Annotated in this window: 18 protein-coding genes, 2 tRNA genes and 2 pseudogenes; 6 read left to right on the top strand and 16 right to left on the bottom strand. The window is 76.1% G+C overall.

Annotated elements, in window-relative coordinates; translation table 11 throughout:
- Nucleotides 1-13: 13 nt before the first annotated feature.
- From ACFV0O_RS36475 to ACFV0O_RS36465, 3 genes are all read right to left on the bottom strand, one after another.
- A tRNA-Lys gene (locus ACFV0O_RS36475) sits at nt 14-87 on the bottom strand.
- A gap of 68 nt (nt 88-155) precedes the next feature.
- Nucleotides 156-713, bottom strand: a complete 558-nt coding sequence (locus tag ACFV0O_RS36470) for a bifunctional DNA primase/polymerase (protein ID WP_380348384.1) — start codon at nt 711-713, stop codon at nt 156-158.
- Between the two features lie 137 nt (nt 714-850).
- Entirely contained in the window at nt 851-1,207 is a 357-nt protein-coding gene (locus ACFV0O_RS36465; protein ID WP_360253183.1) for a hypothetical protein, read from the bottom strand.
- 231 nt (nt 1,208-1,438) lie between these two features.
- Between ACFV0O_RS36465 and ACFV0O_RS36460 the strand changes: the two genes are divergently transcribed.
- On the top strand, nt 1,439-1,750 hold the full coding sequence (locus ACFV0O_RS36460; RefSeq protein ID WP_380348382.1) for a hypothetical protein: 312 nt from the start codon (nt 1,439-1,441) through the stop codon (nt 1,748-1,750).
- A gap of 128 nt (nt 1,751-1,878) precedes the next feature.
- Here ACFV0O_RS36460 and ACFV0O_RS36455 read toward each other — a convergent pair whose 3' ends face one another.
- From ACFV0O_RS36455 to ACFV0O_RS36445, 3 genes are all read right to left on the bottom strand, one after another.
- Nucleotides 1,879-3,270: an AAA family ATPase gene (locus ACFV0O_RS36455; RefSeq protein ID WP_380348380.1), complete on the bottom strand. Its 1,392-nt coding sequence runs from the start codon at nt 3,268-3,270 to the stop codon at nt 1,879-1,881.
- Nucleotides 3,270-4,895 carry a hypothetical protein gene (locus ACFV0O_RS36450; RefSeq protein ID WP_380348378.1) on the bottom strand — a complete coding sequence of 542 codons (1,626 nt, stop codon included), beginning with the start codon at nt 4,893-4,895 and terminating at the stop codon, nt 3,270-3,272. Before ACFV0O_RS36450 ends, ACFV0O_RS36455 begins: the two co-directional genes overlap by 1 nt.
- A gap of 64 nt (nt 4,896-4,959) precedes the next feature.
- Complete coding sequence (locus tag ACFV0O_RS36445) at nt 4,960-6,201, bottom strand: hypothetical protein (protein ID WP_380348376.1); 1,242 nt, start codon at nt 6,199-6,201, stop codon at nt 4,960-4,962.
- Between the two features lie 188 nt (nt 6,202-6,389).
- Between ACFV0O_RS36445 and ACFV0O_RS36440 the strand changes: the two genes are divergently transcribed.
- Nucleotides 6,390-7,046, top strand: coding sequence for a histidine phosphatase family protein (locus ACFV0O_RS36440; protein ID WP_380348374.1), 657 nt, complete (start codon nt 6,390-6,392; stop codon nt 7,044-7,046).
- 48 nt (nt 7,047-7,094) lie between these two features.
- Here the strand turns inward: ACFV0O_RS36440 and ACFV0O_RS36435 are convergent, their stop codons facing one another.
- On the bottom strand, nt 7,095-8,219 hold the full coding sequence (locus ACFV0O_RS36435; protein ID WP_380348372.1) for a tetratricopeptide repeat protein: 1,125 nt from the start codon (nt 8,217-8,219) through the stop codon (nt 7,095-7,097).
- Between the two features lie 879 nt (nt 8,220-9,098).
- Here ACFV0O_RS36435 and ACFV0O_RS36430 point away from each other — a divergent pair.
- Complete coding sequence (locus tag ACFV0O_RS36430) at nt 9,099-9,611, top strand: hypothetical protein (protein WP_380348370.1); 513 nt, start codon at nt 9,099-9,101, stop codon at nt 9,609-9,611.
- 198 nt (nt 9,612-9,809) lie between these two features.
- Entirely contained in the window at nt 9,810-10,715 is a 906-nt protein-coding gene (locus tag ACFV0O_RS36425; RefSeq protein ID WP_380348368.1) for a spermidine synthase, read from the top strand.
- Nucleotides 10,716-11,203: 488 nt separating this feature from the next.
- On the opposite strand, the gene ACFV0O_RS36420 is transcribed toward ACFV0O_RS36425, so the two are convergent.
- From ACFV0O_RS36420 to ACFV0O_RS36400, 5 genes and pseudogenes are all read right to left on the bottom strand, one after another.
- A complete protein-coding gene (locus ACFV0O_RS36420; RefSeq protein WP_380348366.1) occupies nt 11,204-12,067 on the bottom strand; it encodes a hypothetical protein in 864 nt (287 codons plus the stop codon).
- A 124-nt stretch (nt 12,068-12,191) separates the two neighbouring features.
- Complete coding sequence (locus ACFV0O_RS36415; RefSeq protein ID WP_189919419.1) at nt 12,192-12,638, bottom strand: DUF4442 domain-containing protein; 447 nt, start codon at nt 12,636-12,638, stop codon at nt 12,192-12,194.
- A 160-nt stretch (nt 12,639-12,798) separates the two neighbouring features.
- Nucleotides 12,799-12,874 (bottom strand) — tRNA-His (locus tag ACFV0O_RS36410).
- Between the two features lie 151 nt (nt 12,875-13,025).
- Nucleotides 13,026-13,628: an oligoribonuclease gene (orn, locus tag ACFV0O_RS36405; RefSeq protein ID WP_380348364.1), complete on the bottom strand. Its 603-nt coding sequence runs from the start codon at nt 13,626-13,628 to the stop codon at nt 13,026-13,028.
- An 832-nt stretch (nt 13,629-14,460) separates the two neighbouring features.
- Nucleotides 14,461-15,466: pseudogene (locus ACFV0O_RS36400) on the bottom strand (helix-turn-helix domain-containing protein); the annotation flags it as partial.
- 965 nt (nt 15,467-16,431) lie between these two features.
- Here ACFV0O_RS36400 and ACFV0O_RS36395 point away from each other — a divergent pair.
- Nucleotides 16,432-17,232: a GNAT family N-acetyltransferase gene (locus tag ACFV0O_RS36395; RefSeq protein WP_380348362.1), complete on the top strand. Its 801-nt coding sequence runs from the start codon at nt 16,432-16,434 to the stop codon at nt 17,230-17,232.
- A gap of 198 nt (nt 17,233-17,430) precedes the next feature.
- On the opposite strand, the gene ACFV0O_RS36390 is transcribed toward ACFV0O_RS36395, so the two are convergent.
- Nucleotides 17,431-18,552 carry an HAD-IA family hydrolase gene (locus ACFV0O_RS36390; RefSeq protein WP_380348360.1) on the bottom strand — a complete coding sequence of 374 codons (1,122 nt, stop codon included), beginning with the start codon at nt 18,550-18,552 and terminating at the stop codon, nt 17,431-17,433.
- Nucleotides 18,553-19,304: 752 nt separating this feature from the next.
- Here ACFV0O_RS36390 and ACFV0O_RS36385 point away from each other — a divergent pair.
- A complete protein-coding gene (locus ACFV0O_RS36385) occupies nt 19,305-19,844 on the top strand; it encodes a universal stress protein (protein ID WP_380348358.1) in 540 nt (179 codons plus the stop codon).
- A 184-nt stretch (nt 19,845-20,028) separates the two neighbouring features.
- On the opposite strand, the gene ACFV0O_RS36380 is transcribed toward ACFV0O_RS36385, so the two are convergent.
- From ACFV0O_RS36380 to ACFV0O_RS36370, 3 genes and pseudogenes are all read right to left on the bottom strand, one after another.
- A complete protein-coding gene (locus ACFV0O_RS36380) occupies nt 20,029-21,219 on the bottom strand; it encodes an acyl-CoA dehydrogenase family protein (RefSeq protein WP_380348356.1) in 1,191 nt (396 codons plus the stop codon).
- Nucleotides 21,220-21,380: 161 nt separating this feature from the next.
- Nucleotides 21,381-22,367: a hydroxymethylglutaryl-CoA lyase gene (locus ACFV0O_RS36375; RefSeq protein WP_380348354.1), complete on the bottom strand. Its 987-nt coding sequence runs from the start codon at nt 22,365-22,367 to the stop codon at nt 21,381-21,383.
- Nucleotides 22,364-24,565: pseudogene (locus ACFV0O_RS36370) on the bottom strand (acetyl/propionyl/methylcrotonyl-CoA carboxylase subunit alpha); the annotation flags it as partial. The pseudogene ACFV0O_RS36370 and the gene ACFV0O_RS36375, both read right to left, overlap by 4 nt.
- Nucleotides 24,566-24,629 lie beyond the last annotated feature (64 nt).

Genomic DNA, 24,629 nt, shown 5'->3' with positions numbered 1-24,629 from the left:
TTCCGGCTGTCTGTGCGCCGCCAGGGACTCGAACCCCGGACCCGCTGATTAAGAGTCAGCTGCTCTAACCAACTGAGCTAGCGGCGCCTGCTGACAGAGAAGACTCTAGCAGCGCCGCGCGGCCGAGCCAAAATCGAATACCGGTCGCCCCGCGTTCACCCTCCGGTCACGACGGCCGCCCCGGCGGGAACCGGCGCGCCGGGCTCCCGCGCCGCCCGCACGCAGGCCCACAGCAGCACGGAGGCGCCGGGCAGCCAGGGCTCGCGGTCCTCCGGGGCGACGATCCACCGGCCGGCACCCAGACCGGGGGAGTCCGGGCTGTTCAGCATCCGCTGCAGCGGCGGGACGGTCACCGTGTCGCCCTTGCCGTGGCACAGCAGCGGCGGCACGTCCCGGGCCCACTCCTCCCAGGCCAGCAGCCGGCGCAGCCGGGGTGCCGCGCCCGGCTGGACGAACAGCAGGGTCCGCCCCCGGTGGGCCGCGACCGGGCCGCAGCCCGGGCCGGAGGCCCACAGTTCGTCCAGCACCCGGCGGCCGAACAGGGCCGGCATGCTGATCACGTCGAAGGCGCGCCCGCAGGGCAGCACCGAGGGCGCCCACGGGCGGGTCTCCCAGAGGGCGCGCATGCTGCGCGGGTACTCGCTGGCGGAGGCGAGCCAGGCCTCCCCGGCCACGCTGACGTACTCCACCGACTGATGCGTCCAGATGTCCACGCACAGCAGCCTGCGCCGTGCGCGCTCGCGGCGCGGCGGAAAGGCCGGTTCGCCGGACAGGGCGGCGGGGAACGGCGTACCCTTCCCCGCCGCGCATATGCCAGTGGCCAGTGTTCGGGTACGACGCGTGGCGGCGCTCAGTCCTCGTGGCGGCGGGGCTGGAGCAGGGTGCGCCCGTACTCGATCATCTTGGCGGCGTAGTCCGGGGTCCAGTCCGCCCGCAGGGCGACCTCGGTGTCCGACAGCGCGTCGAAGCGGCGCGGGTCGGCGAGCTGGGCGGCGGCGACCGCCTGGAAGTCCGTGGCCCGCTCGGCGGCGGCCCGGAAGGCCAGGGCCAGCTCGGTGGAGCGGCGCAGCAGCTCCGCCGGGTCGTCGATCGACTCCAGGTCGAAGAATCGTTCCGGCTCCGGGTCGGCCGACTGCGGCTCGAACAGCAGCTGCGCCGGACGCACGCGCCGGGTGGGCTCGGTCGACTCTGCAGGGGAGTCGGGCATGGACGGACACCTCCGGGGTCTCGGTGGGGCGGGCAGCTGCTCCGGGTTGCGCCGCCCGGGTCGTGGCCGTCGTCCATTGTCTCGCGGCGACGGCCGGTAACGGAACGGTGCGCGTGCGGGCGCTATTCCCCGGCGCGCGCCGGGGGTGTGCTGCGAGCGCCGCGCATCCGGATCGTGTGCGAATCGGTTGTCCCCGGTGCAATCCAGTCACCCACACCCCAGGGAGATCCCATGCACGCGCGGACGATCCTGCCCGCCGGCGTCCTGCTGACCGCCGCCGCCCTCGGCGTGGCCGCAGCAGCAGTACCGGCCGTCGCCGCCGAAACGGCCGTGGTGGTGCAGGGCGCGGTCAGCGCCCCGGGCAGCCCGTCGCAGGCCACCTGCCCGAGCGGCACCCACCTGACCGGCGGCGGCTACCAGCTGCCGGCCGGCACGCACGACACCGTCACCTACAACGGCCCGTCCCGGGACGCGACCAGTTGGTACGCGCAGGCCGACCACACGGCCGTCCAGGCCTTCGCGGTCTGCGAGACCGAGGACTGACCGGCACCCGGGCCGGTCGGTTCCGGGGTCCGATCGGGACCGAAGCCCGATCGGGACCGGGGCCGACCGGTATGGGACCTGACCGGCACCGACCGGTACCGGACCCGGCCGGGACCGGGGCCGCACCCTCACCCCAGGCGGACCCGGTGGCCGCTCAGGTGGTGCAGCACCTGGTGGTTGGCCTCCCAGCCGTCCGGGAACGCCACCGGGACCCCCAACTGCACCGGCTCGGTGGCCGGGTGCTCGTCCAGCAACTCGGCGATCCCGGCCCGGGCCACCACGATGCACGCGTGCCGGTGGCGGGAGGCGAGCACGCAGAGCCGGCCGGTCTCCAGGTGGAAGGCGGTCGCGTCCGGGCGGCCCGAAAGCGGGTGCAGAACCACCGTGACGTCGTACTCGCGGCCCTGCAGCCGGTTGGCGGTGTCCACCGTGACGGCCGGCCCGGCCGCCCCGTCCACCGGGACACCCACCTTGAGCAGGGCCGCGCGCACCGCCGCCGCCTGGTCGCGGTGGGCGGTGCCGACGGCGATCCGGTCCGCGGTGAGCGGGGCCTCACCCTGCTCGGAGTGCGCCGTCAGCCCGCGCTCCAGCAGCCGGCGCACCGTCGCCGCGACCGCCGCCACGGCCTGCGGGTCGGTCCGCACGGTGTGCCGGGCCGGCAGCTCCAGCAGCGCCCAGCCGTGCTCGGCGGCCCGGTCGATCGCCGCGTCCAGCGCCGAGCCGTCGGGGCGGACGGCGGCGGTCAGCCTGCGGTCGTCCGGCCCGGTGCCGGAACGGAACGGGGTGTACGGGTAGAAGGCCCGGGAGACCAGCGGCGCCGCACTGGCGGGCAGCCGCCAGGAGACCGGCAGTCGGTGCGGCTGGATCTGCGGGTTGTGCGCCAGCATCGTGACCACGGCACTGCCGGACGGGTCGTACGACAGGCCCGCCCACTGCTCGGTGCCGACCACGGTGAACGGGTCCAGCTGGCCGGGGTCGCCGACGAACAGCGCCCGCTCGAACAGCCGGGCCACCGCGAGCAGCGCGTCCGAACGCATCTGGTACGCCTCGTCGACGATCGCGTGCCGCCACGGCGCCTCCGCCCGCACCCACTGCCACTTGGCCGAGGTCGAGATCACCACGTCGTGCTCGACCAGGTCGGCGACCTTGTCCGAGGGCGTCACGTTGGCGTGCTTCAGCACCTCGGGGCCCGGACGGGTGTCCGCGGCGTGCAGCCGGCCGATCGTCAGGTCCGGCGCCTTCTCGGCCAGTCGGCCGACCAGATCGTCCACCTGGCCGTTGGTCTGGGCGACGATCATCAGCCGTTCGCCGGCCTCGACCAGCTCGCGGGCGGCCCGCACCACGAGCGTCGACTTCCCGGCGCCCGGCGGGGAATCCACCACCACGCCGCGCGGGGCACCGGCCGCCGGACGGACGGTCGCCGCCAGGATCCCGGCCACGGCGGCGTCGGCGGCCGCGCCCGGGGGTTGCTCGGGCACCGGGCAGGACGTCCCGCCCGGACCGGGGTTCGAGGCGGCCATCACTCCCACTCCTCGGAGACGGACGGGGCGGGAACGGACGCGGCGCCCGGCGGGCCACCGTGCGTCCACGGGGTGTCGTCCGGCTCCGGCAGCGGCGCGGACTGGCGGACCGTCAACTCGAACAGGGTGAAGGTGACCTGCTCGCCGGGCTCCGGCAGGCTGCCCGGCTCGGGCTCCTTCCGGCGGCCCATGCCGGACAGCACCCGCAACGTGATCGTGCCGGCGGCGGCGTCGACCGCCACCACCTCGGCCTTCTGCGCGGACGGCCCTCCCCCGGCCTCCGTCCGGGCGGACCCCCACACCCGGTGCGCCTCCCGGCCGAGGTCCGCGTGCGGGCGGTCGGAGGTGCGCAGGGTGACCAGCGGGCGGGGCTTCGCGGAGCGGCCCGAGGTGTCCCAGTCCGGCACCACCTCCGTCACCACACCGCTGAACGCCTCGCCGGACAGCCGGTGTTCGGCCATCGCCAGCGGGTCGTCCAGCGCCTCCTGGACGTCCAACCGGGCCTGCTCGCGCTCACGCTGGGCGAGCTTGCGGGCGGCGGTGACCGCGTCGTCCTGCCGGGGCTGCGGCGGCTCACCGGCCACCACACGGTCCCGGTGGCCGGTGTAGGACCAGCGGTCGCCGGCCCAGCGCTCCTCCAGGTGACCGGCCGGCGGCAGGGCGCGCAGCAGATCCACGCCCTGCCACACGTCCCGCCAGGTGGGCAGCAGAACGGCCGCCAGCACCTCCTCCAACTGCCCGACGCCCGCCCGCACGGCCGCCCGGGCGCGCTCGGCGGCGGCCTCGTCGCGCTCCTCGACGGCGTGCTGCAGGGCGCCCACGGCGGAGTCGTACCGGGTGATCGCCGGGGCGAGCACCACCTCGTCGAAACGGGGATCGGTGGCCGGACCGGCCGGCGGGTGCAGCAACTGCCCCCGTTCGTCCCGGGCGGACTCCGCCAGCTCGGCCGCCTCGGCACCGGTCAGGCCCGGAGGCGGGTTGTGCCAGGCCAGCCGGGCGGCCAGGTGCTGGTCCTCCAGGTGGCTCTGGCCGGTCGCCCAGTGCCGGGCCAGCAGACCGGTCATCGGCAGCAACAAGCTGGAGCCGGGCACCTGGGCGCGGTCGGTGAGGTGGGTCAGCCAGCGGCCCAGCAGCGGCACCCGGACCGGCGCCGGGTAGGGGCCCGGCTCCTCGTCCTCGACGGTGCGGCGGAAGCGGGTCGAGCGGCCGATCAACGCGAGGTGGCGCACCCCCGCGCCGTTCGGCACGATCAACTGCGGGGCGTCCGCGCACAGCTCGCGGAACACCTGGGTCTTCTCGCCGGTCTCCGGGTCCTTCTCGGAACCCTCGATCTGCTCGACGTCGTCGGCGAAGGACTCCAGGTAGGGCAGCAGGTCCGCCGCCAGCTCGGCCAGGAAGTCGAACCGCAGGGTGCGGTTGAGCGGCTGCGGCACCAGGTGCAGCCGGGGCGCGTCCCGGTCGGTGCCCAGCATCACCGCCAGCGGAGCGCCCGCCTCACCGGCAGCCGTCAACGGGACCAGCACCATCGGACGGTCGGACAGGTGCCGGTGCCGGACGGTGGCCAGCGGCTCGGCCCGGCCACTGCGGACGGCCTCCAGCCGGGCCAGGGTGGTCAGAAGACTCATGCGCCCGCCTCGCAGACCTCGGCGGGGGCATTCGCCCACGCGCACCGCCTGCTGATGCGCTCGCTCATGCGCCCGCCTCGCAGACGCGCAGGGTTTCCGCCCCCAGGGCTTCCGCGCGCAGGGCGGCCGCGTAGGCCAGGCGCTCGGCGGCGTCGTCGGTGCCGCCCGTGTCGTCGGCGCCGTCCGTGTCGTCGGCCTTGGTGCCGGCGGCGGCCAGTGCCTCGGCGACCGTTCGGATGCTGCCCAGCTCGCCCCGTACGCCCCGGCCGAGCTGCTCGACCCGGTCGCCGCAGCGGGCCCGGGCGCGGCAGTGGAAGCCGAGTTCGCAGGTCGAGAGGCAGTCCGGGCTGTACGCGGCGGGCACGGCCTCGACCGAGGCGGTCAGCTGCTCGGTGGAGCGTGCGGGCGCGCCCGCCTCGTCGGAGGCCAGGTCGAAGTCCGCGTCCGGCGGCAGCGCGTCCAGCAGCCGGCCGATGCCGGTCATCCGGCTCAGCTGGCGGCGGGTGGTGGCCAGCTCGCGGCGGACGTCGACGGCGACCGCGGTCGGCCGGTTGCCGAAGTCCTTCGGGCAGACCAGCAGCACGCTCGTCCGGGGGCTGCCGGGCAGCCGCTGCTCGGTGTACGGGTCGTCGGCCAGGGGTACGCCGGCGGCCGAGGCGGCTGCCTGCTGGAGCGCGAGCACGTACACGGCGGCCTGGCGGGCGGCGGCGCCGACCTTGGCCGGGTCCGCGCTGCCGTCGAGCACCGGGAAGGACTTGATCTCGACCACCGTGCACCGGCCGCCGTGCACCACGAGCGCGTCCGGCTCCAGGTAGGCGGTGCTGCCGGCCACGTCCAGGCGCAGCAGCGGGTGGTCGAGCAGTGTCCAGGCCTCCGGGTCGGCGGCGGCCCGGGCCAGCGCCTGGGCCGTCCGGTCGGCGCGGACGGCCGGGCCGGAGCGCTGCAGCAGGTCCGGCACCTCCAGCGGGGCGTGGCCGTCCACCGGGACGTCGAGGTGGCGGCGGAGCGGTTCCAGCAGCGCCGCGTAGTCGTCCGCCTTCAGCCGGGACTCGAAGATCACGCCGCGGGCGATCGCGAAGGGGGACTGGCCGAAGGGGGCCGGGCGGCCGAGCCGGGCGGCCAGCGCCGTTTTGTCGATCCCGGCCGCGTCGAGCACCGCGCGGCGGTGGCAGCCCGGATTCGCGGCCAGGGCGGCGAGGGCGCGGGCGGTCAGACTGCGCTGCGGGGCCGGTCCGCGCAGCTCGGCGAGCCGCTGGGCGAGCGGCTCAGCGGACCCGCGGGGCGGGACGTTCGTCGAGACGTTCATGGTGCGGCCCAGTGTCGCATCCGGGTCCGACAACGCGGTACGGACCGGCCGTTCACGGCAGGAACCACCGCGAGACGGCCGTCCGCACCGGCCCGCGATCGTGGCCGCCGTCCGGGTGGGGGATCATGGAACCCGGTGCTCAAGGGTGAGACCGACCGTTGCCGCCGCCCCGTTGCGAGGAGCCCCCCATGCCCGCCCGAATCGTGCTCGTCCGCCACGGCGAGACCGAGTGGTCCGCCACCGGCCGTCACACCGGCCGCACCGACATCCCGCTGACCGAGGAGGGCCGCGCGATGGCCCGGGCCCTCGGCACCCGCCTCGCCGCGGCCCCGTGGAACGGGCTGCCGGACGCGCTCGTCTACACCAGCCCGCTCGGCCGCGCCGAGGAGACCTGCGCGCTGGCCGGCTTCGGCGACCGCGCGGTGGAGCGTCCGGAGCTGATGGAGTGGGACTACGGCCGCTACGAGGGCCGCACCGGCGCGGACATCCGGGCCACCGACCACCCCGGCTGGCTGATCTGGCGGGACGGCGTGCCCGGCGGCGAGAAGCTGTCCGAGGTGGCCGCCCGGGTCGACGCCCTCCTCGCCGGCCTCCACCAGGAGCACGGCGTCCCGGATCCCGACACCACGGTGATGCACTGCGCCGACCAGGACGTCGTCCTGTTCGCGCACGGCCACCTGCTGCGCATCCTGGCCGCCCGCTGGCTGGGCCTGCCGCCCGAGTTCGCCCAGCGGTTCAAGCTCGGCACGGCGGCGCTGTGCGTGCTGTCCTGGGAGTACGGCGCCCCGGCGGTGGAGATCTGGAACGACCTCTCCCACCTGGACGGGCTGACCGCCGGGCACTGACGCGCCCGGGGCGGCAGGCTCCACCAGGGGCGTGCCCGGGCGGTCCGGCTAGGCGGCTGCCGCCCGGTCGTACTCGGCCAGGAACCGGCGCACCTCGGGCACCGCGGCGTGCGGGCGCAGCCGTCCCGCGGTGTCCGCCAGCATGCTCCGGATCCGGGCCGAGCGGACGTCGCCGAACAGGGCCACGGCGGACGAGCCGTGGTGCGCCGCCCCCGCCAGGTCCCCCCGGCCCAGCCGGTCGTGGGCCAGTTCGGCGGTGTACAGCACCCGGTTGCGGACGAAGTGCGGTTCCTGCAGCGCTATGGCCAGCCCGGCCTGCTCGCTGGCCCGGTCCCAGTCGCCGAGCGCGGACCAGCACTGCGACTGGAGACCGGCGACCTCGGCCTCGCCGAAGAAGGACATCCACTCCGGATCGGCCTCGGAGGGCCCGCGGTCGAACAGCGCGTACGCTCGGCCGAGCGCGCGTTCGCAGGCGGTGCGGTCCTGCAGCAGGGCCCAGGCGCCGGCCTCGCGCATGGCCAGCAGGGCGAGCAGCCGGTGGGAGCCGAGTTCCCGGGCGGCGACCTGCCCGGCCTGGGCGGCGCGCAGTGCCTCGCGCGGGCGTCCGGCGTCGCGGGCGAGGAAGGCGCTGTTGCAGAAGACGTGCGCCTCCAGCGCGGAGTCCCCCGCCATCCGGGCGGTGGCCAGGGCCTCGGCGTAGAACGAGCGGGCGTCCGAGAGCCGGTTCGAGTCGTGCGCCAACCAGCCCACCGAGATGGCGAGTTCGCCGGCCCCGGCCTGCAGCCGGCGTTCCGTGTCGGCGCTGTACTCGCCCTCGTTGAGCAGCGCGTACGCGGTGCGCAGCGACTGCCCGGCGAGTTCGTACAGGGCGTCGGCGCCGTGCGCGTCGTCGGCCAGCCGGATGTCCCGGACGGCCTGTTCGACGCCGAGCACCTCGGCGGCCCCGACCCGGCGCAGCGGCGGCACCGGCCCGGGCCGGCCGGGCACCAGGGGCTCGGCCGAGAGCAGTGACGGTGCGGTGAACTCCGCACCGGGAAAGGCGCCCGGGCCGGTGCGGACACCGGAGGCGCCGGCGGCACCGGCCTGGCGACCGGCGGCTGCGGCCAGCCGGTCGATGCCGATCACGCTGGCCAGCGCGGTGGTGCCGCCGGCCAGGAACGTACGGCGACGCACGTCGTCGTTCTCCTCGTCGAGATAGGGCGATCCATCGGGCCCCCTGGGCACCGCGCCGGGACTCGGCCACGGGGGGCCCTCCGGAGCGGCTGGATTCGCGTACGGCGAGGCAGCGTACGGGAGTTGAGTGGAGAGTGGTGAGCGCGGGGCGGGCAGGGGCGGGAACGGTGGGTGGAGCGGAGGCAGCCCGGCGGGTCCGCCGCCGCGCGGGGGGGGGGGGCGCGGGGCCGGGGGGGGGGGGGGGGGGGGGGGGGGGGGGGGGGGGGGGCGGGGGGCCCCGCGGGGGGGGGGGCGCGCGCCCCCCCCGGGGGGCCCCCCCCCCCCCCCCCGCCGCGCGCGGCCCCACGGCGGTGCGGGGGGCGAAGCCGAGGTCGCTGAGCGTGCGGTCCGGCCACATGTGCCGGAAGACCCGCTCGTAGGCGTAGTTGGGGCAGCGGATCTCACCGGACTCGACCCGTCCGACGTAGCGGGCGTCGCAGGAGACGTGCTCGCCGATCTCGCGGGCGGCCCGGCGCACCGCCACGGCGAACTCGCCGGGAGAGCGGTCGCCGCGCAGCGCGCGCATCACGGGGTTGGGGGACGGTCGGTTCGGCTCGGCCGGTGGGGTGGCTGCCATGGCGCCGAGAGTACTCGGAGTCACCGTGCGGACACGTGGGGTTTGCGGGAGATCTGCTGACAATACCGGTCAAAGCGGGCCATGTTGCGGGATATCTGCCATGAAATGCCATGCCTTGCTGTAAGGCGCCCCGTGGCCCGGGATGCGTTCGCCGCGTTGTCCTGATACGTGGAAGCCCAGGCCGTCGCCCCGGCACGTCCCAGCCCGGTGGCCCCTCCGGGCGGCTGCGCTTCCGGATCCGACGAGGTACAGGAGGGCCCGTGATGGCCACCGGACTGCCGCAGCACCGCCCCGTCGCCGGGGGCGTGCTCGCCGGCGCAGCCCCCGCCCTGCTGCCCGACCCGGCCGACGACCGGATCCCCGGCCGGGGTCCGGTCGAGGGCGGGCGAGCCCCCTGCGGCGGCCCCCGGCGCGAGCACGCCGTCCCCGACGAGGGCACCCCCGTCACCGGCTGCGACACCGTGACGGTAGCCCTGCGGCACGGCCTGGAAGCCGTCGACATCCTCAGACTGCGCCGCGCCTGCGGGGCCGTGCTGCAGAGCCGCAACGGCAGCACCGTCTCCTTCCTCGTCCCGGCCGGCACCTGGGAGACCTGGCACCTGCCCGGCAGCTCCTGTACGGCGGGCGCCCTCATCCCCGCCGCCACCGACCCGCGCTGGGTGATCCCGCCCTCCGGCTCCGGCTGCACCGCGCGCCCCACCGACGCCTGGGTCCTCCGCTCCGCTCTCTGCGAGGCCGCCTGCACGCTCACCGCAGGCGGCCTCGGCCCGTTCTGACGGGCGTGCCGTGCGGATCCCGCCGGGCTCGCGAGCACCACGCGCCCCACCGGCCGGATCCCCCCAGCACGCCCACCGGCGCGGTCCGGCAGACCCGCCGGGACCGCCGGGACCGCCGGGACCGCCGCTCCTGCGGCGGCTACGGCCCTCCCGCCTGCGGCGGCTGTGCCCCTGTCGCCTGCGGCGATAATGGCCACCATGGGACGAAGCAGCAGAGCCGTGCGCGGCAGCGGGACGGAGGCCGCCACCGGCGTGGGCGGGCGCACCCACGCGCAGGGGCCACTCACCCGCCCCGTCGGCTCCGGCCTGGCGGAGTTGCGGCCCGACCGCGATCGCCCGGCCGCCTGGTCGCTGCTGATCGACGGCGCCCCGCAGTCCATGGTCGACCTCGCCGATCCCGCCCACCTCGGTTTCGAGTACCAGCGTCGGCTCGGCCACCTGATCGACCTGGTGGCCCCGCCGGGCCGGCCGCTCACCGTCCTGCACCTGGGCGGCGGCGCCCTCACGCTGGCCCGTTACGTCGCCGCCACCCGGCCGCGCTCCCGTCAGCAGGTCGCCGAGATCGACACCGCGCTCACCGAACTCGTCCGCGCCGAGCTGCCGTTGGACAAGGGCTGGCAGATCAAGGTGCGTGGCGGGGACGCCCGCAGCGTGCTGGAGCGCACTCCCGAGGGCACCGTCGACCTGGTCATCACCGACGTCTTCTCGGGCGCGCGCACCCCGGCCCACTGCACCACCGTCGAGTTCACCACGCTCGCCGCCCGCGCCCTCGTCCCCGGCGGCTGGTACGCCGCGAACATCGCCGACGGCGGCGCCCTGCCCTTCGCCCGTTCCCAGGTCGCCACCCTCGGCGCGGTCTTCCCCGAACGCTGCCTGATCGCGGACCCCGCCGTGCTGCGCGGCAAGCGCTTCGGCAACCTCGTCCTGGCCGCCGCCCACGCGCCCCTCCCGGTGGCCGACCTGACCCGTCGCGCCGCCTCCGATCCCGCCCACGCCCGTGTCGAACACGGCCGCGCCCTCACGGACTTCGCCGCCGGCGCCGCCCCGGCCACGGACGCGACGGCCGCCCCGTCCCCGGAGCCACCGCCGGGGGTCTTCCGCTGACGGACCGCCGCTGACGGACCGCCGCCGACGGTGGTGCGTCCGTCGTCGGACGCCGGTGACGGGCGCCTTCGTGCGCGCCCTCCGCCGGAGAGCCGTCGGCCGGCGACCGGCCCGCCGCCGGCAACGGCCTTGGCCCGCAGCGCCGTCGCCCCCGAAGGGGCCCGTGCGGATCGGCCCGGTCGACCGGGAGGTTCCGACCCCCGGGCGCCGGGCGTGCTCGTCGTCGCCCCCGGGCCGGTCGGCCGCGCATCGGTCGGCCGCGGCACCGACCGGGCGCGGGGCACCCCGGTCCGCGACCGGCGTCGGTGCTCGGCCTGCGCCGGGCCGCCGTCGACCGGGAGCCGAACGGCGAGCCGTTCCGGCCGGTCGTGGGCGGCACCCGGGCCGGCGGCGTCCCGTCCGGGCCGGTGCCGGTGCCGGTGCCGGGGCGTGAACTCCCGCCGCCGGCGCCGGAGCCGGTCGTCGGGGCGTGGGCCGGGGCGGCGGGTTCAGTGCCCGCGCGGCAGTCCGCGGTGTTTGCACATGGCCGCGCCGGTGAGCAGGAGTCCGGCGGCGATGGGGGCGAGGACGGCGGTCGCGGTGGCGGAGCCGTCGCCCACGGCCGTCACGGTGGCGGTGTCGGTGACGGCGAGCGTCTCCGGGGTCCCCGCGTCGTCCGGCCCGGCGGGGGTGGTCGTGCCGTCCCGGCTTGTCGGGGTTCCGATCGGGACGGTCTCGGACGCGTCCAGGACCGGGGGAGTCCCCGCGGCCTCGCTCTGCCGCGGGACGGTGGGGCGGGCGGTGTCGGCCTGCAGCCGGCCGGTGGAGTTCGGCCCGGTGGGGCCGCCTTCGCGGGAGGCCGGGTTCTGGGCGGGGCGGTCCTGGGCGGGGGCGGTGTCGAGCAGTCCGGAGGCGATCGCGAAGGCGTCGGGGACGGCCGCCCGCTGGCCGGGCAGGGGGAGCCCGCCGGACCGGATCCGTTCCCGCAACGTGCCGTCGGCCGCCCCGGTGCCGCCGCCGGTCGGGGCCCCGGCGGTCCCGGGGGAGCGCCCCGGCGCCTCGGCCGCCGACTGCCCCGGTCCGACGGGGCGTTCGGCCGACGGCGCGTCGAGTGCGGGTGCGTCGAGTGCGGGGCCGGCGAGGGCCGGGCCGCCGAGCGACGGTGTGCCGTGCGGGGCGCGGCGGGCGGCGGGCCGGGCCGGTTCGGTCAGTGGGTCGGCGGACGCTGCGTACGCGCCGGGGGCGCCGAGGCCCCAGAGTTGGGCGAGCAGCGCGCCGGCGGCCGCGGCGGTGCGGGGGCGGGGCAGCCACCGGGCGATCCCGTGCCGGGCGCCGGCGACGCCGCGGTGGGCGGGTTGCCTGGGCTCGGTCACGTGATTGGCTCGCACGTGAGTCGAGAACGAGCGGACGGGCGGTGAGGTCACGGCCGCCGTCACGGACAGTCATCGCGCGGTTCGGCCCCGGGCGGTGTTCCCGGGGCCACCGGCCGCGCGGCGGTCAGGAGTTGGGGCGCAGGGTCCAAGTGACCGTCATCACACCGGTGACGGCGCCGTCGGCGCGGGTGATCTCGACGGTGACCGGGAACTCCGGGCGGCCGCCGGCGTCCAGCTCGGCGACGACCTCGGCGGCCGGGCGGCCGAGGACGGCGGTGGCGGTGACCTCGCCCATGGCGAGCTTCTTGTACGCGATCTCGGCGTTGACGGCCAGCGGCACGGCCCGGGACAGCTGGTCGCCGAAGGCGGCGAGCACGATGCAGCCGCTGGCGGACTCGGCGAGCGTGAACATCGCGCCGGCGTGCGGGCCGCCGACGTGGTTGTGGTACGCGGGCTGGTCGGGCAGCCGGAGCACGGCGCGCTCCGGGGTGGTCTCCAGGTACTCCAGCTTCAGGGTGTGCGCCATCGGCACGGTGGAGTCGAGCATCTGGCCGATCGTAGGTGTGGTCATGGCGACGATGTTACTAGCCAGTAGCTTCCGGTGGCAGGGGTCGCCCGGAAAAGCCGGCCCCGGGTCCGGCCGGGGGAGGCGGAGTTGAGGAGTGCGAACGTGAGGGAACGCGAAAACGCCCGAGGGGCCGACCTCTTGAAGAGATCGGCCCCTCGGGCTCTGGGGTGAGTGACGGGACTCGAACCCGCGGCCACCTGGACCACAACCAGGTGCTCTACCAACTGAGCTACACCCACCATCTGTCCGGTCCGTTCCCGCTCCCGCGTTCCCGTTCCGACAGGAAGAACTCTACAGGATCCGAGAGGGTGCTCGCGCCAGGGTTCCGCCCCGGTGGACGCGGGCACCCCCGCGGACCCCGCGGCGGGGTCCCGCCGGGTGGTTCCGGGGTCAGTCGGTCGACGCCTGGTGCTTCCCGGCGATGGCGCGCGCGGTGTCGGCGTCCGGGCCGGGCTGCGGGACGAACACGGCCTCGCGGTAGTACCGCAGTTCGTCGATGCTCTCCCGGATGTCCGCGAGCGCCCGGTGGTTGCCGCCCTTCGGCGGGCTGTTGTAGTACGCCTTCGGGTACCAGCGGCGGGCCAGCTCCTTGATCGAGGAGACGTCCACGATCCGGTAGTGGAGGTGCTTCTCCAGGGCCGGCATGTCCCGGGCCAGGAAGCCGCGGTCGGTGGCCACCGAGTTGCCGCACAGCGGCGTCTTCCCGGCCTCCGGCACGTGCTCGCGCACGTACGCGAGCACCCGCTCCTCCGCCTCGGCCAGGGTCACGCCCTGCTCCAGCTCCTCCAGCAGGCCGGAGGCGGTGTGCATCGCGCGCACCACCTCGGGCATGTGCTCCAGCGCCTCGGCCGGCGGCCGGATGATGACGTCCACGCCCTCGCCGAGGATGTTCAGCTCGGAGTCCGTCACCAGCACCGCGACCTCGACCAGGGCGTCCCGGTCGAGGTCGAGGCCGGTCATTTCACAGTCGATCCATACCAAACGGTCATTCACACAAGTCACCCTACGGCGCGATCACGCGCCGCGGGGACCGGTGGAGCCGAGCGGGGTGCCGGAGCACAGGACTCGGCCTGGTGCTCCTCCGCCCCGCCGTGACCGCCGCGGCCGTCCGGGTGCTCGCCCTCCCGGCCGGCGCGGACCGCGTGCCCGTCCCGTCCGGCACGGGCCTCGCGGCCCGCCCGGGGGCCGTCGGCCGCCGGCCGACCGCCCTGGGAGCGGACCTGCGGAGCCCGGGTCTGGCGGCCGCGGAGCTCGCCCGACCCCGGCGCCGGCTGCCCCGTGGGGGCCGGCACCCGTCCGGTGGCCCCGCCGTGGCCGCGCCCGGCCGCACCGGGCTCGTCCGCGGGCCGCTCGACCGCGCTCCGGTGCCCCTGGCCCTGGCCGCGCGCCCCCGGCTGGGGCAGGCCGTCCTCGGCCGCCGCGTGCTCGGCGGTGCGCGGCGGACGTCCCGCCCCCGCACCCGGCCCGGCCTGCGGCGGCACCACCGGTGGCCGCAGCGGACCGCGTCCCGCCGCACCCTGCTGCCCGGGGTGCGGCTGCGGCGACGCCTGCTGGTGCGGGTACGGCTGGCCGGCCCGGGCATGGAAGCCCTGGGCGGCCGGTGTCCCGACCTGCCCCGGGCCGAACCCGACCGGCTGGCCGTGCAGCGGCTGCCCGTGCGGACCGACCGGCAGCGGCGCCCCCGGTCCGCCCGGGAACGGCTGCGCCGGCTGTCCGCCGTGCGCCCCGCCGAACAGCGCTCCGCCCGCGGCCGCGCCGGCCGCCGCGTGCGACAGCGCGCCGGGCAGCCGGAGGTCGCCGCCGTGCGCACCGGCCGCCGCGGGCTGCTGCCCGGGGCGGCGTGCCCGGTAGCTCGTCCGGTACGCGGCCGGGGAGACCCCGAGCTGGCGGCGGAAGTGCCCGCGCAGCGCCACCGGCGAGCGGAACCCGCACCGGCGCGCGACGTCGTCCACCGACAGCTCCGAGGTCTCCAGCAGCCGCTGCGCCTGGAGCACCCGCTGGGTGATCAGCCACTGCAGCGGCGCACTGCCGGTGAGCGTGCGGAACCGCCGGTCGAAGGTGCGCCGGCTCATGTAGGCGCGAGCCGCCAGCACCTCGACGTCGAACTGCTGGTTGAGGTTCTCCAGCGCCCAGGTGACCACCTCGGCCAACGGGTCGTTGCCGATCTCCTCCGGTAAAGACTGATCGATGTACTGGGCCTGTCCTCCGCCGCCGCGGCGGCTGGGCACCACCAGGCGGCGGGCCAGCGCGTTGGCGGCCTCGGCGCCGTGGTCGCTGCGCACCACGTGCAGGCACAGGTCGATGCCGGCGGCGGTGCCCGCCGAGGTGAGCACGTCGCCGTCGTCCACGAACAGCTCGCGCGGGTCGACGTGCACCCGCGGGTAGCGCTTGGCCAGCGTCGGCGCGTACATCCAGTGGGTGGTCGCCGGGCGGCCGTCGAGCAGGCCGGCGGCGGCCAGGACGAAGGCGCCGGTGCAGAGGCCGATGATCCGCGCGCCCTCGTGGTGGGCCTTGCGCAGGGCGGTGATCGCCTCGACCGGCGGGGGCTGGGAGATCGAGCGCCAGGCCGGTACGACGATCGTGCCGGCCCGGGCGAGGGCCTCCAGGCCGTACGGGGCGGAGAGGGTCAGGCCGCCGGTGGTGGCCAGCGGGCCCTCCTCGCCGGCGCAGACCAGCAGGCGGTAGCGGGGCACCCCGGCGTCCTGGCGGTCCACGCCGAAGACCGAGAGCGGGATCGAGCTCTCGAAGATCGGGGCGCCGCCGAAGATCAGCACCGCGACGGTCTCCCGGCGGCGCCGGCCGGACAGCTTGCGCGGGGCGGCCGCCGACATCGAGGCCGGGGAGCCGTTCGCGCCGGGGCCGCCGTGGGCCAGCGGGCCGTGGCCGGGCGCGGTGCCGAGCGCGAGTCCGCCGAGCGGACCGCCCGCGGCCCCGGGGCCGCCGTTGTGGCCCGGGGCGCCGCCCGGGTAGGCGGGGTGGCCGGAGTAGCCGGGATAGCCGGGGTACTCGCCGCCGTAGGCCGGGGCGTGGCTGACGAGGCCGCGGCTGACGGGCTGTCCGCCGACCGGCTGTCCGCCGCTGACGGGGTGTCCGGCGGCTGGCTGACCGCCGGCGTTCTGCCCTCCGGCGTGTCCCCCGGCCGGCGACTGGCCTCCGTACGGCGCCGCCGCGCCGTGCTCGGCGGCGGTCGGGACCGCGCCCGGGCCGCCGACGGGGAGGTGCGCTGCGGGGTGCGAGGAGTGCGGGGCGGCGCCCGTGGTGCGGGAGGTGGCGGCGATCGCGGAGGTGCCAGTGCTTCTCGCGGCCCGACCCGCGGTGCCGGCCACCGCCTGGCCGCTGTCAGGACCCGCGTCGCTCCTGCTCACCCTGCTCAAGGCGCTCAAGCCCCCTCGGTGGTGTGGTGTGGGTGGTGCGGCACTGCTGGCCAAGATCGAAATCTATCGGGTGGACCATTGCCGTTGTGACAAGTTCACCATCCGACGCTATGTCGACATGGCAATTTGGCGTGATGCATTCGATCACGAAGCGTGGCACCCGTCGACCCTTCTGGGAAGAGGGCCGGGGCAACGGTGGCTGGTTGTCGCGGGGCCGCTCCTGGGGCGTCCGGGCCCCGTGCGCCCGATCGGCGGGTCTGGGCTGCGGATTTGCCCAAGCGGGAGGGATCGGCGCGAAATTGACCGAAAATCGGCGGTGCACGGGAGGGCGCACAGGTGCGGGTCGTGCGCCTCCCAGGCTTCATCCGGCCAAGCCTGGTGCGGCGGAACCGCTATCCGGACCGCCGGGTTACGGTCCTGCCGTGAACACCGACAGCCGGCTCGAACGGGCCAACGACAACGCCGCCGCGTTCTGGCTCGCCCAAGCCCGCGCGCACGGCTGGCGCTCCCGTGTCCTCCCGGGCCTGACGGCGGTCCGCTGCGCCCGTACGCCGGACGATGCGCACCGCATCGTGCTGACCCGCCCCTACGCCGAACCGGAAGCGGTGGAGCGGGAGTTGGCGGACCTGCTGGCCGACTGGTCGACCGTGCACTTCACGCTGGAGGACCCGTACGGCGGGCTCGACCTCACCCGCTTCGGGGCCGCCCGGATGCCGCTCATGCCGGTGATGGTCCGCGACCCCGGCCCGGTCGAGGGAGTGACGGCCGCCCTGCCCGCGGTATCGCAGGCGCACGGGGGCGGGGTCCTGACGGTCGATGAGGCCGTGGACGGCGACAGCTTCGCGCTGGTGGAACGGGCGATCGTGGAGGGCTTCCCGCTGCCCGCCCGCCGGCCCTGGGTGCGCGGCGACGCGCTCCCGGAGCGGCTGCTGGGCGAGCCCGGGTGGCGAGCGTGGCTCGGCCGCGACGACGGCGCCGTGGCGGGCACCTGCCTCACCTACGACGACGGGCGGGCCACCGGCGTGTACTGGGTCGCCACCCTGCCCGACCGGCGCGGCCGCGGGGTGGCCGGGGCCGTCCTGCGGACCGCCCTGGTCCACGCGCACCCGGACCGCCCGGCCACCCTGGTCGCCACCTCGCTCGGCGAACCGCTCTACCGCAAGCTCGGATTCGTCGAACGGGCCCGTACCTGCTGGTGGAGCCGCACCCCGGCGCAGGGCTGACCGGCGCCGGCCGGGCGGTACGACCGCTGCGCGGGGGCCTCCCGGCCGCGTTCGGGGCGCCTTCCGGCGGCGCTCCGGCCGGGTCCGGCGGCGGTCCGGTTGTGGTCCGGCCGCCTGCCGGTCGGCGGGGCGCTACCCGGCGACGGCCGTGACCACGGCCGCCGTGACCACCGTGGTCGTGACCGTCGCCGCCGGGGCTCAGGACGCGACCGGTGCGGTGACCGGTGGGGCGAGGGCCACCGCGACCGACGCGGCCAGGGGCGCGCTGGCGAAGACCGTACGGGCGGTGGGCGCGGTCCCGTCGGCCGCCGGGCGAAGGGGATCCGGACGTCCGACCGGGAGGGTTGCCCGGCCGTCCGCACCCGGGTCCGACGAGGCACCCGCCCGCGCGCCGGAGACCGCTCCCGGGTCGGTGCGGCCGTCGGCGATCACGGCAAACCCGCCGGATCGGTTTCGGACACCGGACCCGGCGCCGAGGACCGAGGCCCCGCCCGTCCCGGCGTTCGCGGGAACGGGCGCACTCGGGCCCGCCGGGGCGGCCGTCGTCGATCGTGCGCCGGGCTGTGCGCCGAACTGCGCCGTCGCCCGCACCGGTGTCCCGCTGGACCCGCGCCGGGCCGGGCCGCCGGCGCGGACCCCCGGCCGGGGCGCGGGCGCGTTGCGGGCGGCGAGCACCTGGCCGACGGCCTCCGGCAGCCCGGCCGCCTTCAGCGTCGGCCGGTAGCCGTTCTCCGCCCACGGCCTGCCGTGGTGCAGCCAGACGCTGCGGAGCCCGGTCAGTTCGGCCCCGGCGATGTCGGCGGGCGCGTGGTCCCCGATCATCCAGGTGTGCTCGGCCCAGTTCCCCTTCGGTGCGACGCCGCACCGCTGGGCGGCCAGCTCGAAGATCAGCGGGTCCGGCTTGACGCAGTCGGCCTCCTCCGAGATGACCCAGCCGTCGACCAGCGGCCCCAGCCCGGTCCGCCGGATCTTCTCCAGCTGCGGCCGGGTGCCCCCGTTGCTGACGATCCCGAGCGTCCACCCGGCCTCCCGCGCGGCGCGCAGCGCCTCGATGTGGCGGGGCGGGCAGTGGATGTGGGAGTTGATGCCGCGTCGGTAGTGGGCGAGCAGGAAGTCGGCGGAGACGTCCAGGCCGTAGCGGCGCCGGACCGCGGACAGTACGGTGCTGCGCGGCACGTAGCCGCCGCCGTCGAGGGTGACGAACCAGTCGAGGTCGCCGGGCGGGAGGTCGTGCTCGGACAGGAAGTCCTGCGCCCAGGCCCGGAAGGCGGCGTCCCGGGGGAGCAGCGTGTTGTCGAGGTCGAACAGGAGCAGGGGCATGCCGAGCATGGTGCCAGCGCCTGCGCCTATGCACCTGGCAAATGCCAGACCGCGTCGCGAAGCCGTACGAAGTGGCTGGATCGGGCTCCGGCAGCTGACGTACGGGTCCCGCGCGGACCGGGTGCGGGTGGGGCGCGGGCAGGCCGGCGGGGCCGTGCGGGACCTGCGGGGCGTGACGGTTCGCGACGTGTCGCAACGGATCGTCGCCGATCAATGACAGTCCGGTCACGGTGTCCCGGGGGCCTGTTGCGCCGCCCGGTCCGCTCAGTCAAGCTCCAGAGAACCTCCTTTCCGGAGGGGGCGCGATCGTCTGCGGACAGGGCGCACTGCCACGGCGGGCGCATCCTCCTTTCGCGGGAACAACGTCGCTCCGGGGCTTCGCCGCTGGGCTGGGCCCCCTGCCCGTCGTATTCTGAAAGGAACAGGTCACATACGGTGCTGCGCGGCGCAGACCGACGTCATCCCGTGGGCGGGCCTGCTGCCCGGGCAGCGTTGTCCTCTTCTGTCGGCCCCTCTCCCTCGAAGAGCCGTGAGCCATGGCTGGTTTTGAGTCTCCCCGACCGGTTGGACCGGACACGCCCCGCGGTGCGGGCGCAGCGACCGGGGGAGAAGTCGATCGCACGGACCCCGGCCCCCGGGGTCTCACCCGCGCCCTGCGGGGCTTCGGCCGCCGCGGCGACCTCGCCCGCCGTGACCGCCCGGGGCCCCGCCCGCGGCGCGGTGATTCCCCGGCCGACCCTGCGGGGCCTCCGGTGACGGGCCGGCTCGGCCCGGGCGCCGAGCGTCCGGAGGCGGCCCCGGGCGCGGCCGGTGCGTTCGACGGGTACCCCGAGCCGTCGGCGCAGGACACCCCGGCGCCGTCCCTCGACCCGACGTTCCAGCACGGTGTGGTGGTCGGGTTCGACGGCTCGCTGTCGAGCGAGCGCGCCCTCGCCTACGCGGTCGGCATGGCGCGCCGGTCGCAGTGCGGCCTGGTGATCGTGCACGTCGCCAACCGGCTGCCCGCCACGGTCTGGGCGGGCTGCGAGCCGCCCGTCTTCGTCGACCTCCCGGACCACCGGACCGAGGTCCTCGGCCTGGAGCTCGCCTGTGCGGACTTCCTCGCCGGGGTGCCGTGGATCCTGGTCGAGCGCGGCGGCGACATCTGCCACGAGATCGAGGAGGTCGGCCGCGAGTACGCCGCCGACGCGATCGTCGTCGGCACGACGCACGGCCTGCTCGGCAAGATCTTCGGATCGGTCTCCGGACGGCTGGCGCGGCGGGCCAACCGCCCGGTGATCGTGATCCCCTGAGGGTCCGTCCGGATGCCCTCTCCCGCGGCCTCCTCCGTCGTGGCCCGTTCCTCGCGGTTCGTTCCTCCCGGCCCACTCCTCGACCCGGCGGGTTCGGCCCAGGACGCGACCGGCGCGGCCGTGACGGTCACGAACGTGCCGTCACGACCGCGCCGGTGAGGGCCGGTCGGTCACCACCGGTCGGTCACGAGGTGACGCCGAGCTCCCGGGCGATGAGCATGCGCTGGACCTCGGACGTGCCCTCCCCGATCTCCAGGATCTTGCTGTCGCGCCAGAAGCGGGCGACCGGGAACTCGTTCATGAAGCCGTACCCGCCGTGGATCTGGGTCGCCTCGCGGGCGTTGTCGACGGCGGCCTCGGACGAGTACAGCTTCGCGATCGCGGCCTCCTTCTTGAACGGTTCGCCGTGCAGCATCCGGGAAGCGGCGTCCCGCCAGGCCAGGCGGGAGGTGTGGGCGCGCAGCTCCATGTCGGCGAGCTTGAACTGGATGGCCTGGTTGGCGCCGATCGGCCGGCCGAAGGCCCGGCGCTCGCCGGCGTACTTGATGGACTCGTCGACGCAGCCCTGGGCCAGGCCGGTGGCCAGGGCCGCGATCGCGATGCGGCCCTCGTCGAGGATCCGCAGGAACTGGGCGTAGCCCCGGCCGCGCTCGCCCAGCAGGTTGGCCGCGGGAACGCGGCAGTCGGTGAAGGACAGTTCGCGGGTGTCGGACGCGTTCCACCCGACCTTCGAGTACTTCTTCGAGACCTGGAACCCCGGGGTCCCGGTGGGCACGATGATGGACGAGATCTCCCGCGTGGACGAGCGGAATTCGCCCTCTTCACTCGAACGAGCGATCGGTTCGGTGAGCGCGGTGACGGTGACCAGACCGGTGATGTCGGTGCCGGAGTTGGTGATGAAGCACTTGGTGCCGTTGATGACCCACTCGTCGGTGGTCTCGTCGTACCGCGCGGTGGTGCGGGTGGCCCCGGCGTCCGAGCCGCCCTCCGGCTCCGTGAGGCCGAAGGCGCCGAGGAGTTCGCCCGAGGTCAGCCGGGGCAGCCACTCGCGCTTCTGCTCCTCCGTGCCGAAGCGGTAGATCGGCATCGCGCCGAGCGAGACGGCGGCCTCCAGCGTGATCGCCACCGAGGAGTCGACGCGGGCGAGCTCCTCCAGGACGAGGCCGAGGGCGAAGTAGTCGCCGCCCATGCCGCCGTACTCCTCGGAGAAGGGCAGGCCGAAGAGCCCCATCCGGCCCATCTCGCGGACGATCTCGTAGGGGAACTCCTCGCGCTCGTAGAGGTCGCCGATCTTCGGCGCCACCACGTCCCGGGCGAACTCGGCGACGGTGCGCCGCAGTTCCTCGTACTCGCTGCTGAGTCGGTGGTCGAACATGGTGATCCTCCTGGTGCCCGGCCGAGTGGTCGCGGGCGGTGAGCGGGACGACCGGCGTCCGTCTGGCGGTCGGGCGGTCGCGCGATGTGGTTGGGGGCGGACGTGGTGCGTGGCGCCGGCCGGACCCGCGCGGAGCGCGGCCGGCGCCGGAGCGGGGCCGGTCAGCCCCGGGCGGCGCCGAGCAGCGCCTGGACGGTGCGGGAGGGGCTCGGGCGGCCGAGGCGCTCGGCCATCCAGCCGCTGGTGGCGACCAGGGCGCGCAGGTCCACGCCGGTGCGGATGCCGAGCCCGTGCAGCATCCAGACCAGGTCCTCGGTGGCGAGGTTGCCGGTGGCGCTCTTCGCGTACGGGCAGCCGCCCAGGCCGCCCGCCGAGGCGTCCACCGTGGTGACGCCCTCGCGCAGCGCCGCCAGGGTGTTGCTGAGCGCCTGGCCGTAGGTGTCGTGGAAGTGCACGGCGAGCCGCTCGGCCGGCACCCCGGCCCGGGCGAAGCCGGTCAGCAGGGCGCCCACCTGGCCCGGGGTGGCCGCGCCGATGGTGTCGCCGAGGCTCAGTTCCGAGCAGCCCATCTCCAGTAGCTGAACGCCGTACCGGACCACCTGCGGGACGGGGACGGGCCCCTCCCACGGGTCGCCGAAGCACATCGAGAGGTAGCCGCGGACGGTGGCGCCGGCCTCGGTGGCCCGCGTCACGACCGGGCGGAACATCGCCATGGCCTCGTCCGCCGAACGGTTGAGGTTGCGGCGGGCGAAGGTCTCGGTGGCGCTGGCGAACACCGCGATGTGGTCGGCGTGGTGGGCGAGCGCGCGGTCCAGGCCGCGCTCGTTGGGCACCAGGACCGGCAGCCGCAGGCCGGGGTGACGGGCCGGCAGGTCGGCGAGCCGGGGCATCAGGTCCTCGGCGTCGGCCAGCTGCGGTACCCATTTCGGGTGAACGAAGCTGGTGGCCTCCACGGTGCGCAGGCCGGCGGCGGCGAGCCGGGCGATGAACTCGGCCTTCACCTCGACGGGCACCAGGGCGCCCTCGTTCTGCAGGCCGTCGCGCGGTCCGACCTCGTGGATCCGGACCTCCTCGGGCAGGCCGGGGGCGCGGACCGGGTCGGGCAGGCCCAGGTCGAGGGCGTCGGGCTCGTGCGCGGGGGCGGTCACGACCGCACCCCCGCGGGCTCGGCGGCGGCACCGTCGGCGGCGGCCTCCTCGGCCGGGGTGACCACGACGAGCAGGTCCTCCATCGCGACGGTGGCGCCGGCGGTGGCCCGCAGTTCGGCCACCACGCCGTCGTGCGGTGCGGCGATCACGTGTTCCATCTTCATGGCCTCCAGCACGAGCAGGGGCTGGCCCTTGCGGACCGTCTCGCCCGCCGTGGTCTTGACGACGGTGACGGTGCCGGGCATCGGGGCGGTCAGGGCGCCGTGGTGCGCACCGGCCCCGCCGGCCCGCTCGACGGCCGGGTCGTAGGCGTGCAGCGGCCAGGCGTCGCCCTCGATGCCGAGCCAGGTCACCGGGCCGGCGGCGAGCCCGGGGCCGGCGTCGGTGGCCAGCGAGAACGTGGTCTGCAGGCCGTCGACGGTCAGGTGCAGCCGGTCGCCGGCCAGGGCGGCGCGGGCGCGGTGCACCGGCCCGTCGCCGAGCCGGAGTTCGACCTCGCGGACGAGCCCGGCGGGATTGTCGGTGGTGTCGGCTACGTTGCCGGAAGTGATCGGGCGGACGCGCACCGCGACGGGATCCTGGCCGGGGGCGCGGAGTCGGTGCGTGGTCCAGGCGGGCGTGCCGCTCAGGCGCCAGCCGGAGGGGAGGGAGAACGGGTCGGTCCAGCTGCCGGGGCCGGCGGCCGGGGTGAGTTCCAGGTGCCGTGCCAGCGCGGCCGCGTAGTAGAGGAGGTGGGCGGGCGACGGCGGTTCGGCCGCTGCGGTGCCGGTCCCGTCCGCGGGGTGGACGGGCGCCGCGGTCCCGGCCGGGGCGGTCGCGTTGACGGGGGAGTACGGCGCGGTGAGCAGGGCAGGCTGCTGCTGGGCGGTCTGCTCCACCAGGCCGGTGTCCAGGCGTCCGGCGGCGACCTCGGGGTGTGCGAGGAGCCGGCGCAGGAAGCCGGTGTTGGTGGTGACGCCCAGGATGCGGGTGTCGGCCAGCGCGGCGCGGAGCCGGCGCAGCGCGGTCGCGCGGTCGGGCCCGTACGCGATGACCTTGGCGAGCATGGGGTCGTAGGCGCTGGTGACGACTGTTCCGGGGGCGACCCCGGAGTCGACGCGGATGCCCTCGCCCCGGGGCTCGTCCAGGGTGAGGATGCGGCCGCCGGTGGGCAGGAAGTCCCGTTCCGGGTCCTCGGCGCAGATGCGGGCCTCGATGGCGTGGCCCAGGAAGGAGACGTCGGACTGGGTGAAGGCGAGCGGTTCGCCGGCGGCGACGCGCAGCTGCCACTCGACCAGGTCGAGCCGGGCCGAGTCGGCGCCGACGGCGACGGCCAGCTCGGTGACGGGGTGTTCCACCTGGAGACGGGTGTTCATCTCCATGAAGAAGAAGTCGCGCACACCCTCGGAGGCGGAGACGGGCGCGTCCGGGTCGATGCCGGGGACGATGAACTCCACGGTGCCGGCCCCGGTGTAGCCGCAGGACTCCGCGGCGCGGACGGCTGCGGCGCCCATCGCATCGCGGGTCTCGGCATTGAGGAGAACGGAGGGAGCCTCTTCGATCAGCTTCTGGTGGCGGCGCTGCAGGCTGCACTCGCGCTCGCCGAGGTGGACCGTGGTGCCGTGGGCGTCGGCCAGCACCTGCACCTCGATGTGGCGCGGCCGGTCGATCCAGCGCTCCAGCAACAGGGTGTCGTCGCCGAAGGCGGTGCGGGCGACCCGGCGGGCGGCGGCGATCTCGGTGGGCAGGTCGGCCCGGTCCCGTACGAGGCGCATGCCCTTGCCGCCGCCACCGGCGGACGGCTTGAGCAGCACGGGGTAGCCGATCTCGTCGGCGGCGGCGACGAGGTCGTCGTCGGTCGGCGCGGTGGCCTGGCTGCCGGGGACCACCGGGACGCCGGCGGCCCGGACGGCCTCCTTGGCGTTGATCTTGTCGCCCATCAGCTCGACCGCGCCGGGGGGCGGCCCGATGAAGACGAGGCCCGCGTCGGCGCAGGCGCGGGCGAAGCCGGCGTTCTCGGCGAGGAAGCCGTAGCCGGGGTGGACGGCCTGGGCGCCGGTGCGGCGGGCGGCGGCCAGGATCTGGTCGGTCCGCAGGTAGGTCTCGGCCGCCGAGCTGTCGCTGCGGTCGGCAGGGCCGAGCCGCACCGCGACGTCCGCCTCGCGGACGTGCGGAGCGTCGGCGTCCGCGTCCCGGAACAACGCCACCCACCCGACCCCCCCCCCCCCCCCGGGGCGGGGCCGGGGGGGTTAAAAAAAAAACGAGCCCCCCACACCCAAATCG

The sequence above is a fragment of the Kitasatospora sp. NPDC059577 genome, assembly GCF_042735475.1.
GTDB lineage: Bacteria > Actinomycetota > Actinomycetes > Streptomycetales > Streptomycetaceae > Kitasatospora.
Note: the sequence above shows the minus strand (reverse complement) of the source record. Positions and strands in the feature narration are given on the sequence as shown.